The sequence below is a fragment of the Actinoalloteichus hymeniacidonis genome, assembly GCF_014203365.1.
Classification (GTDB): domain Bacteria; phylum Actinomycetota; class Actinomycetes; order Mycobacteriales; family Pseudonocardiaceae; genus Actinoalloteichus_A; species Actinoalloteichus_A hymeniacidonis.
In genome coordinates, this window is record NZ_JACHIS010000001.1 from 1,040,912 (window position 1) to 1,056,080 (window position 15,169).

The following is a 15,169-nucleotide window of genomic DNA, read 5'->3' on the forward strand; positions in this document are numbered from 1 at the left end:
CGGGCGACGGGTTTTGTGGCCATGGGACGACGATGGGGACGGTCAACCGGACGGACGGGCTTGTCGCCGAGACACGGCGACTCCGAACAGGATCACGACGACGCCGATGAGCGTCGCGGTCAAAGGTTCGCCGAGGAACAACGCGCCGAGTACGACGGCTATGGCGGGAAGCAGGTAGGAGACCAGGGAGGCCTGTGGCGCTCCGTCGGTCCGGATGAGGGCGTAGTTGACGATGTAGGCGAGTCCGGTGCCGAGAACGCCGAGTACGAGCAGGGCCGTGATGGCGGGGGCCGTGAAGGTGGTGGTCTCGGGATCACCGAAAGGCAGCGCCAGGGCCAGCAAGGCGGCTGCGGCGAGGAGTTGACCGGCCGACAACGCGACCGGCGAGAGCTCGCGGGGTGCGAGGTGACGGCCGATGTAGAGGTAGCTCAACGCATAGGAGAACGCGGCGGCCAGGCAGATCAGCGCGCCTACGAGGTCGATACCGTTGGTCGTCCACGGCTGGAAGACGAGCAGACAACCGAGGAAGCCGAGAAGGAAGCCGGCGGCTTGGGCCGTGGTCGGCCGGTTCTGCGTACGCAGCGCCGACGCCAATAACAAGGTCCAGAGCGGGGTGGTGGCGTTGAGCGCTCCGGCGATGCCGGAGTCCACTCGGGTCTCCCCGACCGCGAACAGTAGATAGGGCGCGGCGTTGGCCAGCAGGGCGGCGACGGCGAGATGCCCCCAGGTCGCGGCATCGCGGGGTAGCCGCTCCCGTCGCACACCGACGATGGCGAACAGGACGAGCGCGCCCAAGACGAGTCGACCGAAGGTCAACGTGATGGGGTCGAATCCTTCCAGAGCGATCTTGATCCAGAGGAAGTTCGAACCCCAGGCCAGTGCGAGGACGGCCAACAGGACTGTCCCGCGCGTTCGTCCGGTCACGGGTTAATCGTCCACGGCGAAGGTGTAGTGGAGTCCGGTGCGGTCGCCGCGATGGACGAATCGCGAAACCTCGAAGGGCTCGCCATTTTGGTCGTAGCTCGTATGCAGGACTTCTAGGACCGGAGTGCTAGGAGGAAGTTGAAGGAAGGAAGCTTCGTCGTGACTGGGCATCCTGGCCACGATTTGATCCTGACCGCTAGCCATGTAATAGCCCGCGTCTTCCAACCTTCCATAGATACCACCGGGTCCGGTCTTAGGTTCGAGTAGCAAGGTGCCCGCTGCGTCCTCCCACCGAATGTAGGTGATCACAACCTGGACTGGCTCGTCGTCGGCGTAGTAGAGGTTCTTCCTGCGGATAACCGACTGGTCGCTGATGTCGGCCTTGAGATGTTCAGCCACGTCAGCCGGTGGAGTGATGCGATCGATGGCCACGCAATCGATGCGGGCGCTCTTGCCTTGGCGATGCATTTCCAAACGGAATGGAGTGAGCCCGGTCTCTCGATAGACCTTCTTCGAATATCGCTCATGGCCCCATCGGAACAGTCGTTGCTGTTCGCGTACAAAAACGCCTTTGCCGTGCCTTGCTGAGACCAGTCCCTCGTCGGCCAGTAGGCGAACAGCTTCGCGAGCGGTGTTACGGGCAGTGCCGAACCGCGCGGCCAATTCGCGTTCCGAAGGAAGTTTGTCGCCGGGGTTCAGTTCGCCGTCGACGATCGAGGCCCGGACCGCGTCGGCGATGCGGCGGCTCGGGAGTTGCTTGCTCGCCGTGCGTGCATCGGCCTGCCCGTCATCCATACCGGTGAGCCTACAACTGGTTCAAGCCAGTTCTTTGACCCAGAGCGGGAGACCTGCTTCACTGGCTTAAGCCAGAAGTGGCTCAAGCCAGTTGGAGTTAATATGCACCTGACGTGGACTGTTCTAGGCCTGCTTACGGCAGCCCCCCGCAGTGATCGGCGCTGCTGGCCTGCTGAACATGGGCCTGCTCTCCGTGGTGGTGAGCTGCCGATTCATGCTCGCCGGATGTGTCGGCGACCGTCGTGCACCCGTTGATCTCCGCCGCAGTTGCGCTGTTCGCCGCTGGCCTGCCGATGACGGTCCGGGGTTATCGGACCCCGCGTCCTCGTCGGGTCAAGGCCCATCGCACCCGCGCCCACGCCGGTTCGGTGTCGGTCGCGTCGATCCTTGCGCGCTGCGCCGCCGAGGCCCGGTCCTCCGGCGGCGCACCTCTACTCGTCAACAGCTGGAAGGTTTCTTCATGAGGTCTTTTCGTGATCCGTCGAACTGGGCGGAATGGGTTCCCGCCCTCGCCTCGGGTCAGCCCGCCCGGTCGACGTGGGTGGAGATCGGGTGCAACCGGTCTCGTGGCCACGTGCTGATCGAGGGCCACCGCCCCGGACACAAATCTGTCTTCGCCGCCATCACCGCAGGTGCGGCCCTCGAAGTGATCGGCGGTCTGCGGTACCGCCTGCGCCACGCGGTGACCGTCCCCGCCTTCGGCACCGGGCTCGAAGAACGCGAGTTCACCGTCGTCGATCCCGGCGACGACAGCGCCGTTCTCACCATCGTCAACCGCTTCGGGTCGCTGGGCAGCTGGTCGATCCATGCCGACCGGATCCCCGAACTCAGTTGGGCACTCAAACACGCCCACACCCTGGCTGCCGAACAACCGTGGAACGCCGAAGCTGCCACCCCGGCTGCGGCTAGCGCCCTCGGCGGTGCCTGATGAACGGACCCTGGTTCGTTCGTGCCGTCGGCGATGGCGACACCCATCGCGCCGAGACCGAACACTGGACCACCGACGGCCGCGCGCATATCCGCCCGATCTGCGACGCGACCACGCTGTTCACCGCCCTTAATCGACGCCCGGTCGCGGTGCCCTACTACGACGACCATCGTTGCCCCGACTGCCTCGCCGCAACGCGGAAACCGACCGCGTCTCGTCGGCGCCGCTTGGCGGTCGTCCGATGAGGACCCTCACGACGTTCAAGGTCGTTCCGATCGTGCATCGGATGCGGGCCGCTCGGATCCGGCCGTATATCCGGGCGCTCATCGGAAACCGGCGATGAGCGGCGAGCGGGAGACCGCCACCGAGTCGTTGTTGGTGGAGCAGTTGGCGCGTCCGGTGGCGGGTTTGTTCCTGGACCGCCATCAGATCGCGGTCTTCACCGCTGATCCGATACCCGTCGACGGCGACCAGGTCACCGCCCTCTGCGGCGCTGCGCTGATCCTCGGCCCGCCGCCTGCCGAGGTGCTGCCCGGTATCCCGGCCACCCAGGTCGCCGACTGCGCGGACTGTCAGGCGGTGCTGTGGACGCCACCGGAAGGGGTGAACCTCGGCGCGGAGCAGGTTCCTCGGATCCTCCTTCGGCGCACGGGCGCTGTGCCGGTGCACATCGTGGAGATCGGGGCCGCGACTGCTGCGCCGACACCGCTGGTCGCCCTCTGCGGCGCGGTGTTCGGCATGGAAGAACCCGTTTACAGAGTCAACGCAGGCGACGGCGTCCCCTGCACGCTGTGCCTGTTGCGCTCGTTATCCGACCATGCCCGGCACTGCCATCGCGGCCGAGCGCCCTGCACCACACCACGCGCTCGTCCTGCGCTCCGCCACGATGCGCCCGGCGCCCTCCAAGCGAAAAGGGCTTGCCCGCATCCGGCATCCTGAAGTCACTAACAGTGAGGGGATGTGTCGTGTCGGTTACCGATGTGGTCGCCCAGCTGCGCCGGGCCCATGCCCTGCTGACGGAAGCTCGGCGAGCGGCGGCCCAGGCCGAGGCGGCGATCACCGACGGCGCAACCGTGTTCGCCACCGCCACCACCGGATCGACTCAGCCGGAGGTTTCGCAGATCAACCGGCTAGCTGCACGGTCTGGACAGGACGTCCGTGCAGCCCGCGACTTATTCACCCAAACCCAAGACCTCATTAACGGCTACTGCCACGAGATCGCGGGGCACGGCATCGGCAGCGAACCTGCCCCGCTCGTGGCGTTGACCGCCACCGACACAGTTTCCGGGCCGACACCAGCCACAACCCTGGCCCGCCACACCGACCAGCACCCCGATCCAGCGATCCGTTACGCCGAGCAAATCGCGGAACTACGCCGCAACGGAACGAAAGTCAGCCCGGAACGAATCGTCTTCATGCAACGCCTCCGGACCGGCCGCATCGTATGGCTTGAACACGGCGGCCGGTGGGCAGGACTCGCGCACATTCTCGCTGGCACTAAACGGGAAGAGTTCGAATCCTGTGGGACAGCTGGCGAGCGTGTGCCGGACCTGATCTCGGCCGCGCTCGACCGTGGACGTCTGGTCGGCTATATCGGCGAGGATCGGCCTGTGTACGAAGTGGAGATCGACGGCGATACCCGTCGGGTCGCCATCACGGTCTCGGACAACGGTTACATCGTCGGTGCTCATCCGATGTCGCTGGACAAGGTACTTCGACCACACAAGGAGAGGAACGAGCGATGACCGGATATCACGTCATCCTGCATGCCAACTGGGATGCAGAGGCAGTCTGGTTCTCCACTTCCACGAGCCCGATGCTTCAGCACTCGATCGACGAGACGGCTGAGCTGCTGGCTCTCAGCGCCGACCTGACTCGTGAACTAGCCGCCTGGAAAGCCGAGTTCCAGGGAATCCTCAACCGTGCCGATGCGCGCGAGTCCCGGTTTCCGACCCCGCAAGCGGAGCAAGCCTGGCTGGCGAACGGGAAGGAACTCGCCGCACGGATCAAACAGGAATCCCCGGCAGTCGCCCGTGTCGAGTACCTCGGCGACGGGACCATACCTCGTGGGACCTGCGTGTTCTGACCCGACCGCTGTGTCTGCTGGGCTCGTCTAGCACTCCGACACGATGCGCCCGGCGCCCTCCACACGAAAAGGACTTGCCCGCGCCCGGCTCCTAAAGTCACTGACAGAGAGGGGGAGGAAGCGCAACGGATGTACAACGTGACCTTGCACGCTGGGTGGTCTGGCTATCCCGTGTGGTTCAAAACCCCGGACGACCCCATGCACCAGCACCCCGTCGATGAGGCCGCCGAGCTTCTGATGCTCGGTGACGACCTCGCCCGCGATCTTGCTGCCTGGGACGATGAATACCAAGACATCTTGGACCCGATCGACGCGCGCGAATCGGCATTCCCCACGCCGGAAGCGAAAAAGGCCTGGATTCAGCGGGGTAAAGAACTGGCCGCCCGACTCAAGCAGGAGTCGACCATGGTCAAAAGCGTCGTCTACCGTGCCGACGGCACCATCCCCGAGGGCACCTGTGTGTTCTGACGAGCTGAAAAGGACGGTGGTCATGCCACGGTGGTCGGCGGGCAACAGCGTTGATCGAGCCACTCGGTGAGCTTGTCGTCGATGGGAAGCGATCGGAGATCCCGTCCGGCTAAGTCTTCGGAGAACTCGACCACCACGGTGTTCGGCTCCTGCGCGGCCAAGGAACATGCTGTGTTCGATCGTCCGTCCTCGGCGAGTGGGGCCAGCAGGACGCGATCGTGGTCATAACGCGCCCAGACCCCCGCTTCCTGATAGCAGGCAATCGTCGGGAGATAGCGGATCACGGCGCTACGGCCGTCGTCGCCGATTGCGATCAGCTCCCAGGGCATGGCCGCGACGCCCTCGGGAGGATCGTCGCTCCGGGCCGACACGCTGGGCAGCTCCTCGGCCGAGGCGGATGGAAGGTTCGGATCCTCCGGCCGCAGAACGGTGGATCCATCGAAGTCAAGACCGTCGATAGGCGCTGGACCCCAGGTCTGTTCTCCCTGGCCGGCGCAACTCGTCAGGACGACTGCGAGTAGCGCAATCCCGAGACCGCGCCATGATCGGTTCGTGGTCTTCATCGACTCCGGAACCTCCTGGGCGCGGGCAGGCGGCAACTAAGAACAATCTTGCCGGGTCGCCCGTCCGCGCCGCCACGCGCGCAGACCCTGCCCCATAGCACGCCCCCGGGCAGACGAGAACCACTCAGTATGACCAAGGCGGAGATGTCGATCACATCAACGAGAGAAGAACAGCGCGTTTTCTTCCGATAGGCGAAAAGTAGACCGTTCGAGTGCTCGGAGAGTCCTCCCGATCGGCGAGATGATGCCGGTACGGTCCCCGACAGCGAGAATTCGCTGGTCGGAAGGGAGTCACCATGTTCCGAAAGGTCCTTGTCGCCAACCGAGGCGAGATCGCCATTCGCGCATTCCGTGCCGCCTACGAACTGGGCGCGGGCACGGTCGCGGTCTTCCCCCACGAAGATCGGAACTCGGTGCATCGGCTCAAAGCCGACGAGGCATACGAGATCGGCGAACCCGGACATCCGGTGCGCGCCTACCTGTCGGTCACCGAGATCGTCGCCGCCGCGCGCCGGGCGGGTGCCGACGCCGTGTATCCTGGTTACGGCTTCCTCTCCGAGAATCCCGAACTCGCCAAGGCCTGCGCCGAGGCGGGCATCACCTTCGTCGGCCCCAGGCACGACATCCTCGAACTCGCTGGTAACAAGGCCCGCGCCGTGGCTGCGGCCCGGGAGGCCGGACTGCCCGTGCTGGCCTCGGTTCCGCCCACCGCCGACATCGACGAGCTGGTGGCGGCCTCCGAAGGCATCACCTTCCCCGTGTTCGTCAAGGCCGTCGCGGGCGGCGGCGGGCGCGGGATGCGCCGGGTGGAGCACGCCGCCGACCTGCGAGATGCTGCGGAAGCCGCGATGCGCGAGGCCGAATCCGCCTTCGGCGACCCCACGGTCTTCCTGGAACAGGCCGTGATCAACCCCCGGCACATCGAGGTCCAGATCCTCGCGGACGGCACCGGGCACGCCATTCACCTCTTCGAGCGCGACTGCTCCGTGCAGCGACGGCACCAGAAGGTCATCGAGATCGCGCCCGCCCCCAACCTGGCCCCCGAACTGCGGGAACGCATCTGCGCCGACGCCGTGGCCTTCGCCAGGCAGATCGGCTATGTCAACGCGGGCACCGTGGAGTTCCTGGTCGACGAACGCGGCAACCACGTCTTCATCGAGATGAACCCCCGCATTCAGGTCGAGCACACCGTGACCGAGGAGGTCACCGACGTCGACCTGGTGCAATCGCAGCTGCGGATCGCCTCGGGCGAATCGTTGGCCGACCTCGGACTCTCCCAGGACGGCATCACCTTGCGTGGCGCAGCACTCCAATGCCGCATCACCACCGAGGACCCGAGCAACGGCTTCCGCCCCGACACCGGCACCATCAGCGCCTACCGCTCGCCCGGCGGCGCGGGCATCCGGCTCGACGGTGGTACGACCTTCGCGGGCACCGGGATCAGCGCGCACTTCGATTCGATGCTGGTCAAGCTGTCCTGTCGGGGCCGCGACTTCGCCACCGCCACCGCGCGGGCCCGGCGGGCGCTGGCCGAGTTCCGGATCCGGGGCGTGGCCACCAACATCCCGTTCCTCCAGGCGGTACTCGACGACCCGCAGTTCGCCGCCGGACACATCACCACGTCGTTCATCGAGGAACGGCCCCAGCTGCTCACCGCCCGCCAATCCGCCGACCGGGGTACCCGGCTGCTGACCTACCTGGCCGACGTCACGGTGAACCGCCCGCACGGCGACCGACCCAGCACCCTCGACCCGATCTACAAGCTGCCCGACATCGACCTGGAGACCGCGCCGCCCGCCGGTTCCCGGCAGCGTCTCCTCGAACTCGGCCCGGTCGGCTTCGCCTCGTGGCTGCGCAACGAGAAGGCACTCGGCGTCACCGACACGACCTTCCGCGACGCCCACCAGTCCTTGTTGGCGACCCGGGTCCGCACCAAGGACCTGCTGGCGGTCGCGCCGCATGTGGCACGGATGACGCCGGAACTGCTCTCGCTGGAGTGCTGGGGCGGCGCCACCTACGACGTCGCGCTGCGCTTCCTCACCGAGGACCCGTGGGAACGGCTGGCCGCGTTGCGCGAGGCCGTGCCGAACATCTGCCTCCAGATGTTGCTGCGCGGCAGGAACACCGTCGGCTACACGCCCTACCCGGCCGAGGTGACCAGCGCCTTCGTCACCGAGGCCACCAAGACCGGCATCGACATCTTCCGGATCTTCGACGCGCTCAACGACGTCGAGCAGATGCGCCCGGCGATCGAGGCCGTCCGCGAGACCGGCCAGGCCGTCGCCGAGGTGGCGCTGTGCTACACGGCCGACCTGTCCGATCCCGGCGAGAAGCTCTACACCCTGGACTACTACCTGCGGCTCGCCGAACAGATCGTGGCCGCAGGCGCGAACGTGCTCGCGGTCAAGGACATGGCGGGTCTGCTGCGTCCACCGGCCGCCGCCGCGCTGATCACCGCCCTGCGCCGGGAGTTCGACCTGCCCGTGCACCTGCACACCCACGACACGCCCGGCGGCCAGCTCGCGACCTATTTGAGCGCCGTGCACGCCGGGGTGGATGCGGTCGACGGTGCCGCCGCGTCCATGGCGGGCACCACCTCGCAACCGCCGCTGTCGGCGGTGGTCGCCGCCACCGACCACACCCCGCAGGCCACCGGGCTGAACCTGGCCTCGGTCTGCGACCTGGAGCCGTACTGGGAGGCGGTCCGCCGGATCTACCAGCCCTTCGAATCGGCGCTGCCCTCACCGACCGGCCGGGTATACCGCCACGAGATCCCCGGCGGTCAGCTGTCCAACCTGCGGCAACAGGCGATCGCTCTCGGCCTCGGTGACCGATTCGAGCAGATCGAGTCGACCTACGCCGCCGCGGACACCATCCTCGGTAGGCTCGTCAAGGTCACGCCGTCCTCGAAGGTCGTCGGCGATCTGGCACTGCACCTGGTCGGAGCGGGTGCCGATCCCGGCGAGTTCGAGGCGGACCCCGGACGGTTCGACATCCCCGACTCGGTGATCGGGTTCCTCCACGGCGAACTCGGCGACCCGCCCGGCGGCTGGCCGGAGCCGTTCCGGGCCAAGGCGCTGTCCGGGCGATCCGGCCCCCGAGAGGTCGTGGCCCTCACCGAAGCCGACCACACCGGACTCGCCGAGGACACCCGCGCCACCCTCAACCGGCTGCTGTTCCCCGGTCCGGCCAAGGAATTCCTCGCGCACCACGAGGAGTTCGGCGACACCAGCCTGCTGCGCAGCAAGGACTTCTTCTACGGCCTGCGTCCGGGGGAGGAGTACTCCGTCGACTTGGAGCGCGGCGTCCGGCTGTACATCACGGTCGAGGCGATCGGCGAGGCCGACGAGCGCGGCATGCGCACCGTGATGGCCACCCTCAACGGACAGCTGCGTCCCATTCAGGTGCGGGACCGGTCGATCGCCTCGGCGGTGCCTGCTGCGGAGAAGGCCGATCGGGGCAATCCCGGCCACGTCGCGGCGCCCTTCGCCGGGGTGGTCACCGTGCAGGTCGCCGAGGGGGACACCGTCGAGACCGGGCAGACCGTCGCCACCATCGAGGCCATGAAGATGGAGGCCGGGATCACCGCACCCAAGGGCGGCACGGTGCGGCGGTTGGCGATCGGCTCGGTCGCCCAGGTCGAGGGTGGCGACCTACTGATCGAAGTGGGCTGAGTAGTCACCGCCGAACGGGTCGGGGGACCGGGCGCGGTCCGTCCCCCGGCTCGCGGCAGCCGCCCGACGGCTCAGCCCGCGTCGGTGGTGGCGCCCTCCTCGGCCACACCGAGCTTGTCGTGCAGCCCCGCCAGCAGGATCCGCAGCAGCTCGGCCAACTGCGCCCGCTGCTCGACGTCCAGGTGATCGATGAGCGACTCCTCGTGCCGCAGCAGGTCGTCGACGCTGCGCTCGATGAGCGCATGGCCCTGCGAGGTCGGCTCGACGGTGATCGTGCGTCGACCTGACTCGGTCCGCTCGACCAGCACCAGCCCCTGTTCCTCGGCCTTGGCGACCCGCTGGGTGATCGCACCCGCGCTGATCAGGCTCCGCTTGGCCAGTTCGCTCGGCGCGAGCCGGTAGGGCGGCCCCGCCCTGCGCAGCGTGCTGAGCAGATCGAGGGTCGCCCGGTCGATGTCGATGCGGTGCAGCGTGCGGCGCCGTTCGTCGCCGAGCAACTTGCCCACCCGCCAGAGCCGCGTGATGACCCCGATGGATTCCACCGGGGTGCCCGGCCGTTCCCTGGCCCAGGCGAGCTGGATTCGATCCGTCGAGTCGGTACCGGTCATGGTGTTAGGCTAATCGAGATCTTTAGGCCTAAAGAACTGAGGTTCGCATGCAACGCACAGCCGTCGTCACCGGTGGCGGAACCGGAATCGGCAAGGCCGTCGCCCGAGAACTGGTCGAGGCGGATTTCCAGGTCCTGATCGTGGGCAGGCGGCCTGCGCCTCTCGCCGAGGTCGCCGCCGAGCTGGGATCATCGGTGGACACCCTTGCCCTGGACGTCGCCGACCCGATCGCCCTGGCCGCCGCCGAATTCCCCGAACGGGTCGATGTGCTGGTGAACAGCGCGGGCGGCAACACCGACATCGGGCGAGAGCGTGCCCCCGACGGCGATCTCATCGGGCTGCGGGATTCCTGGCTGGCCAACCTGACCGCCAACCTCCTCAGCGCGATGCTGACCACCGAGCGGTTACGGCCGAGCCTGGCCGAGGACGGACGAGTGATCACCATCGGCTCCATCGCGGCCCAGTACGGCGCGGCAGGCTACGGCGCCGCCAAGGCCGGGGTCGAGGCGTGGAACGCCGAGTTGGCCTTCACGCTGGGCGCCGCGGGCATCACCGCGAACGTGGTGTCACCCGGCCTCACCGAGGACACCGAGTTCTTCCGAGGTCGACTCTCGGAGCAGCGCCGCGCCACGCTGATCGGCAGGACGGCCAACAAACGGGCGGGGCTGTCCGTCGATGTCGCCGCAGTCGTCGGTTTCCTGGCCTCGCCCGCGTCGCGACACGTCACCGGACAGGTGCTGCACGTCAACGGCGGTGCGCACCTGGGCGGCTGACCCAGGGCCCGGCCGACGCCGTGAGCCTGCGAGCGGAGCCGTCCGCCGGATGAGCGAGGATGGCCGGGTGACTCGGATCGTGGCGGGCAGCATGGGCGGCAGACGGATCACGGTGCCCCCTCGTGGCACCCGGCCGACCTCGGAGCGGGTGCGCGAGGCGCTGTTCAACGCCCTGGAGTCGCTGGTGGAGCTGGACGGGCTCCGGGTTCTCGATCTCTACGCGGGCTCCGGGGCCCTGGGGCTGGAGGCGCTGTCGAGAGGCGCCGCGACCGCGATGTTCGTCGAGTCCGACCGCAAGGCGGGACTGGTGCTGCGCCGCAACATCGAGGAGCTGCGCCCCACCGGCGCGATCCTGCGCGCGGGCACCGTCGAATCCGTGCTCGACGACCCGGCCGAGGAACCGTTCGACCTGGTCATCGCGGACCCGCCGTACGACGTGGCCACTGATCGACTCGAAGCGGTCCTCGACCGGCTCGCGGGCAACGGCTGGACCGAGCCCGGCAGTCTGGTGGTGGTGGAGCGAGCCCGCCGGGACCGCGCCATCAGCTGGCGGGCGCCGCTGGCCGCGCTGCGCGAGAAGCGCTACGGCGACACCGTCCTGTTCTGGGGCGAGCACGTCGACTAGCCCGCTCGACCCGCGAGATCAGAAAGGCGCCGTGACTCCGATCACGGCCGACGCGTTGATCGAGGGCGGATCGAGGCGGTACTGCTAGCGTCCCGGCTCATGAGACGCGCCGTCTATCCAGGCTCGTACGACCCGGTCACCAACGGGCACCTCGACATCATCGAGCGGGCGGCAGGCCAGTTCGACGAGGTCGTCGTCGCCGTCCTGATCAACAAGAGCAAGAAGAGCCTCTTCACGGTCGAGGAACGCTTGGAGACGTTGCGCGAGGTCGTGACGGCCTGGCCGAACGTGCGGGTGGATTCCTGGCACGGGCTGCTGGTCGACTACTGCCGGACCCACGAGATCCAGGCGATCGTCAAGGGGCTGCGCGCCGTCAGCGACTTCGACTACGAGTTGCAGATGGCGCAGATGAACCAGCGGCTCTCCGGCGTCGAGACGTTGTTCATGGCGGCCAACCCCGTCTACAGCTTCCTCGCCAGCTCCCTGGTCAAGGAGATCGCGACCTACGGCGGCGATGTGTCGGCGCTGGTGCCCGCTGCCGTGGAGCACCGCATTGTGGCTCGGATGGCGGAACTGAACTCGGCCTGATTACCGAAGATCGCGGCGGACTCGCGGTTCCATCACGCTCTGCCGCGATCGATTCACCGCAGAGTCACCCCGTTGATCATTGGATCACGCTATGGTCACGATCATGGCGACCACCACTCGGCGAGCGATCGCCGCCCTCTTATTCTCCGTTCTCGCGCTGCTGCCGCTGAACGCCGCCGGATTGGCGGCCGCGGAGGCGGGCGCCACGGCGCTGGCCCAGCCCGCCTGCGGTGATCTCTCCGGCTATACCGAGGTCGATCTCTCCGCACTGCCGAACGAGGCCGCCGACACGGTGGACCTGATCGAGGCGGGCGGCCCGTTCCCGTATCCGCAGGACGGCACCGTGTTCCAGAACCGGGAGGACCTGCTGCCGGACTGCTCGACCGGCTACTACCACGAGTACACCGTGGAGACTCCGGGCCTCGATCACCGGGGCGCGCGGCGCATCGTCACCGGAAGCGACGGTGAGTTCTTTTACACCAGTGACCACTACGCGAGCTTCCGGCTGGTGGACGTGCGATCCTGATCGCAGGGACTCCAGGCGTGGGACACGCGCACTGGCGACCACATCCCTGACGGTATCCGGCGGGCAGGGCAGACTTGACGCCGTAGCCGAACGGCGCGCTGCTGCGAGGAGTCGAAATCGTGTACCGGGTGTTCGAGTCGCTCGACGAGTTGGTGACGATCGTCGAGGACGCACGGGGTGTTCCGATGACCTCCGGGTGCGTCGTTCCTCGCGGCGACGTACTCGAACTGCTCGACGACATCAGGGATGCCCTCCCTGGTGAGCTGGACGACGCGCAGGACGTCCTGGACCACCGGGACGAGGTCGTCGGCAAGGCCACCGAACAGGCCGAGCAGACCGTCGGACAGGCCAGGGCCGAGGCCGAGCAGCTGATGGCGCAGGCCAGGGCCGAGGCCGAGCGGATGGTCGCCGACGCCAGGATGCACGCCGATCGGATGCTCGCCGAGGCGCACTCCGAGGCCGACCGGGTCGTGACGACCGGCAACCACGAGTACGAGGAGTTCGTCGCGCGGGCGCGGGCCGAGGCGGAGCGCATGGTCCAGGCGGGCCGGGCCTCCTACGACCAGTCCGTCGAGGAGGGCCAGGCCGAGCAGGCCCGACTGGTCTCGCAGGCCGAGCTGGTCCAGGCTGCGCACGGTGAATCGACCAGGATCGTCGACGCGGCCGGTGTCGAGGCCGAGCGGCTTCGTTCGGAGTGCGACGCCTACGTGGACGCCAAGCTGGCCGATTTCGAAGAACTGCTGGACCGCACCCTGCGGACGGTCGGCAAGGGCCGCCAGCAGCTGCGGGCGCCCTCACGCACCGCCTTCGACTACAGCGAGTGGGACCAGCGCTCCAGCATGCCTGGCTGAGCGGCCCCACATCGCCTAGGACCGAGCATCGGGCGAGGTCGGACGGATTTCCTCTGGCGGCCCTTCGTCGCGTAGCCTGTTTCGGTTGGACCTTTTCCACTTCACCCTGACAGATCGTTGATGTCCTATGCCCCCCAAAACGTCTTCCGACGCGCGCCCCGTTCCGTCCGGGCCGTGGGTGATCGATACCCGCGAGCTCGGCCGACGTGCGGGCGCCAGCCGTCGTTATCACCGCAACCTGCCGCCGACCACGCGGCTCGGGCTCGACCTGGTCAAGGTCCCGGATCAGGGCGAGGTCGTCCTGGACATCCGGCTCGACTCCGTGGTCGAGGGAGTGTTGGTGGCGGGAACCGCCACGGCACCACTCGAGGGCGAGTGCTCGCGTTGTCTCGAACCGATCCTCGACGAGGTCGAGGTCGAGATCACCGAGCTGTTCGCCTATCCGGAGAGCGCAACGGACGAGACCACCGAGGAGGACGAGATGCCTCGGGTGGTCGAGGAGCTGATCGATCTCGAACCGGTGGTTCGGGATGCCGTGCTGCTGGCACTGCCCTCCTCGCCACTGTGCGCACCGGATTGCGCCGGCCTGTGCGTGGAGTGCGGTGGGAAGTGGGCCGAACTCGGCCCCGGTCATAGCCATGAGACCATGGATCCCCGTTGGGCTGCCCTCCGCGAGCGGTTCGGTGACCCCAGTGACCCCAGTAACACCCCTGACAAATCTGAGGAGAACTAGCCGTGGCAGTCCCGAAGCGCAAGATGTCGCGCTCCAACACGCGCTCCCGTCGCTCGCAGTGGAAGGCCTCGGCGCCGAGCCTGGTGGCCTGCCCGAACCGCAACTGCCGTGAGCCCAAGCTGTCCCACGTCATCTGCCCGAGCTGCGGCACCTACGACGGCCGCCAGGTCGCTCGACCGGCCTGATCTCGAAGCACGGCTTCGTGGGAGCACACGGTTCCAAGGGACGATCTAGAGATCATTCCGCATTGCTGACCGCGCTCGGCGTCGAAATCGGCGCCGAGCTGCTGGACCTTGCGTTGACGCACCGGTCCTATGCGTATGAGAACGGCGGTCTGCCGCCCAACGAGCGGCTGGAGTTCCTCGGCGACGCGGTGCTCGGTCTGGTGGTCACCGATCACCTCTACCAACAGCACCCCGACCTGCCGGAGGGCCAGCTCGCGAAGCTCCGAGCCAGCGTGGTCAACATGCACGCCCTGGCCGGGGTCGCCCGAGACCTCGGCGAAGGCGGGCTCGGCGCCCACCTGCTGCTGGGCAAGGGCGAGGAGCTGACCGGCGGGCGTGACAAGGAGAGCATCCTCGCGGACGGACTCGAGGCCGTCATCGGCGCCGTCTACCTCCAACACGGGGTGGAGACGGCTCGTCGGACCGTGCACCGGATGTTCGACGGGCTGCTCGCCGAGGCGCCGCTGCGTGGCGCCGGGCTCGACTGGAAGACCAGTCTCCAGGAACTCACCGCAGCCGCTGGTCTCGGCGTTCCCGAGTACCGTGTGTCCGAGGAAGGCCCGGATCACCGTAAGGAGTTCACCGCCACGGTGTTGGTCGGTGGGCAGGGCATGGGCACCGGAGTCGGCCGCACCAAGAAGGAGGCCGAGCAGCGCTCGGCCGAGACGGCTTGGCGGCAGTTGTCCGAGCAACTGCGGACGGCAACCGAGGAGATCGGCGAGGCCGAGGGTTCCACCACCCAGGACAAGGGCTGAGGACGAGGCACAGTCGGCGGGCAGGCCCGATCTGAGCCCGCCCGCAGG

Annotated in this window: 20 protein-coding genes; 16 read left to right on the plus strand and 4 right to left on the minus strand. The window is 67.6% G+C overall.

Features of this window, described 5'->3' with window-relative positions; translation table 11 throughout:
• Nucleotides 1–42 precede the first annotated feature (42 nt).
• Together BKA25_RS04750 and BKA25_RS04755 are read right to left on the minus strand one after the other, a co-directional pair.
• A complete protein-coding gene (locus BKA25_RS04750; protein ID WP_069851800.1) occupies nt 43–924 on the minus strand; it encodes a DMT family transporter in 882 nt (293 codons plus the stop codon).
• A 3-nt stretch (nt 925–927) separates the two neighbouring features.
• Nucleotides 928–1,719, minus strand: coding sequence for a GntR family transcriptional regulator (locus tag BKA25_RS04755; RefSeq protein ID WP_069851799.1), 792 nt, complete (start codon nt 1,717–1,719; stop codon nt 928–930).
• A 227-nt stretch (nt 1,720–1,946) separates the two neighbouring features.
• Between BKA25_RS04755 and BKA25_RS04760 the strand changes: the two genes are divergently transcribed.
• The 7 genes from BKA25_RS04760 to BKA25_RS04790 all read left to right on the plus strand — a co-directional run bounded on the left by BKA25_RS04760 (nt 1,947) and on the right by BKA25_RS04790 (nt 5,201).
• On the plus strand, nt 1,947–2,183 hold the full coding sequence (locus BKA25_RS04760) for a hypothetical protein (protein ID WP_069851797.1): 237 nt from the start codon (nt 1,947–1,949) through the stop codon (nt 2,181–2,183).
• On the plus strand, nt 2,180–2,647 hold the full coding sequence (locus tag BKA25_RS04765) for a hypothetical protein (protein WP_157421249.1): 468 nt from the start codon (nt 2,180–2,182) through the stop codon (nt 2,645–2,647). The genes BKA25_RS04760 and BKA25_RS04765 overlap by 4 nt, the downstream gene beginning before the upstream one ends.
• Nucleotides 2,647–2,892 carry a hypothetical protein gene (locus BKA25_RS04770; RefSeq protein ID WP_069851793.1) on the plus strand — a complete coding sequence of 82 codons (246 nt, stop codon included), beginning with the start codon at nt 2,647–2,649 and terminating at the stop codon, nt 2,890–2,892. Before BKA25_RS04765 ends, BKA25_RS04770 begins: the two co-directional genes overlap by 1 nt.
• A gap of 94 nt (nt 2,893–2,986) precedes the next feature.
• Nucleotides 2,987–3,586: a hypothetical protein gene (locus BKA25_RS04775; RefSeq protein ID WP_069851792.1), complete on the plus strand. Its 600-nt coding sequence runs from the start codon at nt 2,987–2,989 to the stop codon at nt 3,584–3,586.
• A gap of 26 nt (nt 3,587–3,612) precedes the next feature.
• Nucleotides 3,613–4,392: a hypothetical protein gene (locus tag BKA25_RS04780; protein ID WP_157421248.1), complete on the plus strand. Its 780-nt coding sequence runs from the start codon at nt 3,613–3,615 to the stop codon at nt 4,390–4,392.
• Nucleotides 4,389–4,733 carry an immunity protein CdiI family protein gene (locus tag BKA25_RS04785; protein WP_069851790.1) on the plus strand — a complete coding sequence of 115 codons (345 nt, stop codon included), beginning with the start codon at nt 4,389–4,391 and terminating at the stop codon, nt 4,731–4,733. Before BKA25_RS04780 ends, BKA25_RS04785 begins: the two co-directional genes overlap by 4 nt.
• 129 nt (nt 4,734–4,862) lie before the next feature.
• Nucleotides 4,863–5,201 (plus strand): immunity protein CdiI family protein, encoded by a 339-nt coding sequence (locus BKA25_RS04790; RefSeq protein WP_069851788.1) that lies wholly within the window; start codon nt 4,863–4,865, stop codon nt 5,199–5,201.
• Nucleotides 5,202–5,221: 20 nt separating this feature from the next.
• Here the strand turns inward: BKA25_RS04790 and BKA25_RS04795 are convergent, their stop codons facing one another.
• Nucleotides 5,222–5,572: a hypothetical protein gene (locus BKA25_RS04795; protein ID WP_157421247.1), complete on the minus strand. Its 351-nt coding sequence runs from the start codon at nt 5,570–5,572 to the stop codon at nt 5,222–5,224.
• 488 nt (nt 5,573–6,060) lie between these two features.
• Between BKA25_RS04795 and BKA25_RS04800 the strand changes: the two genes are divergently transcribed.
• A complete protein-coding gene (locus BKA25_RS04800; protein WP_069851783.1) occupies nt 6,061–9,438 on the plus strand; it encodes a pyruvate carboxylase in 3,378 nt (1,125 codons plus the stop codon).
• 71 nt (nt 9,439–9,509) lie between these two features.
• On the opposite strand, the gene BKA25_RS04805 is transcribed toward BKA25_RS04800, so the two are convergent.
• Complete coding sequence (locus BKA25_RS04805; protein ID WP_069851781.1) at nt 9,510–10,046, minus strand: MarR family winged helix-turn-helix transcriptional regulator; 537 nt, start codon at nt 10,044–10,046, stop codon at nt 9,510–9,512.
• Between the two features lie 47 nt (nt 10,047–10,093).
• On the opposite strand from BKA25_RS04805, the gene BKA25_RS04810 reads away from it, so the two are divergent.
• From BKA25_RS04810 to rnc, 8 genes are all read left to right on the plus strand, one after another.
• Entirely contained in the window at nt 10,094–10,819 is a 726-nt protein-coding gene (locus BKA25_RS04810) for an SDR family NAD(P)-dependent oxidoreductase (protein WP_069851780.1), read from the plus strand.
• Nucleotides 10,820–10,886: 67 nt separating this feature from the next.
• Complete coding sequence (gene rsmD, locus BKA25_RS04815; protein WP_069854022.1) at nt 10,887–11,444, plus strand: 16S rRNA (guanine(966)-N(2))-methyltransferase RsmD; 558 nt, start codon at nt 10,887–10,889, stop codon at nt 11,442–11,444.
• A 99-nt stretch (nt 11,445–11,543) separates the two neighbouring features.
• The gene (gene coaD, locus BKA25_RS04820; RefSeq protein WP_069851778.1) at nt 11,544–12,032 is read left to right on the plus strand and encodes a pantetheine-phosphate adenylyltransferase; all 489 of its coding nucleotides are present in this window, start codon (nt 11,544–11,546) and stop codon (nt 12,030–12,032) included.
• Nucleotides 12,033–12,135: 103 nt separating this feature from the next.
• Nucleotides 12,136–12,558 carry a guanyl-specific ribonuclease gene (locus tag BKA25_RS04825; protein WP_069854021.1) on the plus strand — a complete coding sequence of 141 codons (423 nt, stop codon included), beginning with the start codon at nt 12,136–12,138 and terminating at the stop codon, nt 12,556–12,558.
• Between the two features lie 119 nt (nt 12,559–12,677).
• Nucleotides 12,678–13,409 carry a DivIVA domain-containing protein gene (locus tag BKA25_RS04830; RefSeq protein ID WP_069851777.1) on the plus strand — a complete coding sequence of 244 codons (732 nt, stop codon included), beginning with the start codon at nt 12,678–12,680 and terminating at the stop codon, nt 13,407–13,409.
• Between the two features lie 127 nt (nt 13,410–13,536).
• The gene (locus BKA25_RS04835) at nt 13,537–14,142 is read left to right on the plus strand and encodes a YceD family protein (protein ID WP_069851775.1); all 606 of its coding nucleotides are present in this window, start codon (nt 13,537–13,539) and stop codon (nt 14,140–14,142) included.
• Nucleotides 14,143–14,144: 2 nt separating this feature from the next.
• The gene (gene rpmF, locus BKA25_RS04840; RefSeq protein ID WP_084643350.1) at nt 14,145–14,327 is read left to right on the plus strand and encodes a 50S ribosomal protein L32; all 183 of its coding nucleotides are present in this window, start codon (nt 14,145–14,147) and stop codon (nt 14,325–14,327) included.
• A gap of 17 nt (nt 14,328–14,344) precedes the next feature.
• Nucleotides 14,345–15,121 (plus strand): ribonuclease III, encoded by a 777-nt coding sequence (gene rnc / locus BKA25_RS04845; protein ID WP_084643349.1) that lies wholly within the window; start codon nt 14,345–14,347, stop codon nt 15,119–15,121.
• Nucleotides 15,122–15,169: the final 48 nt, after the last annotated feature.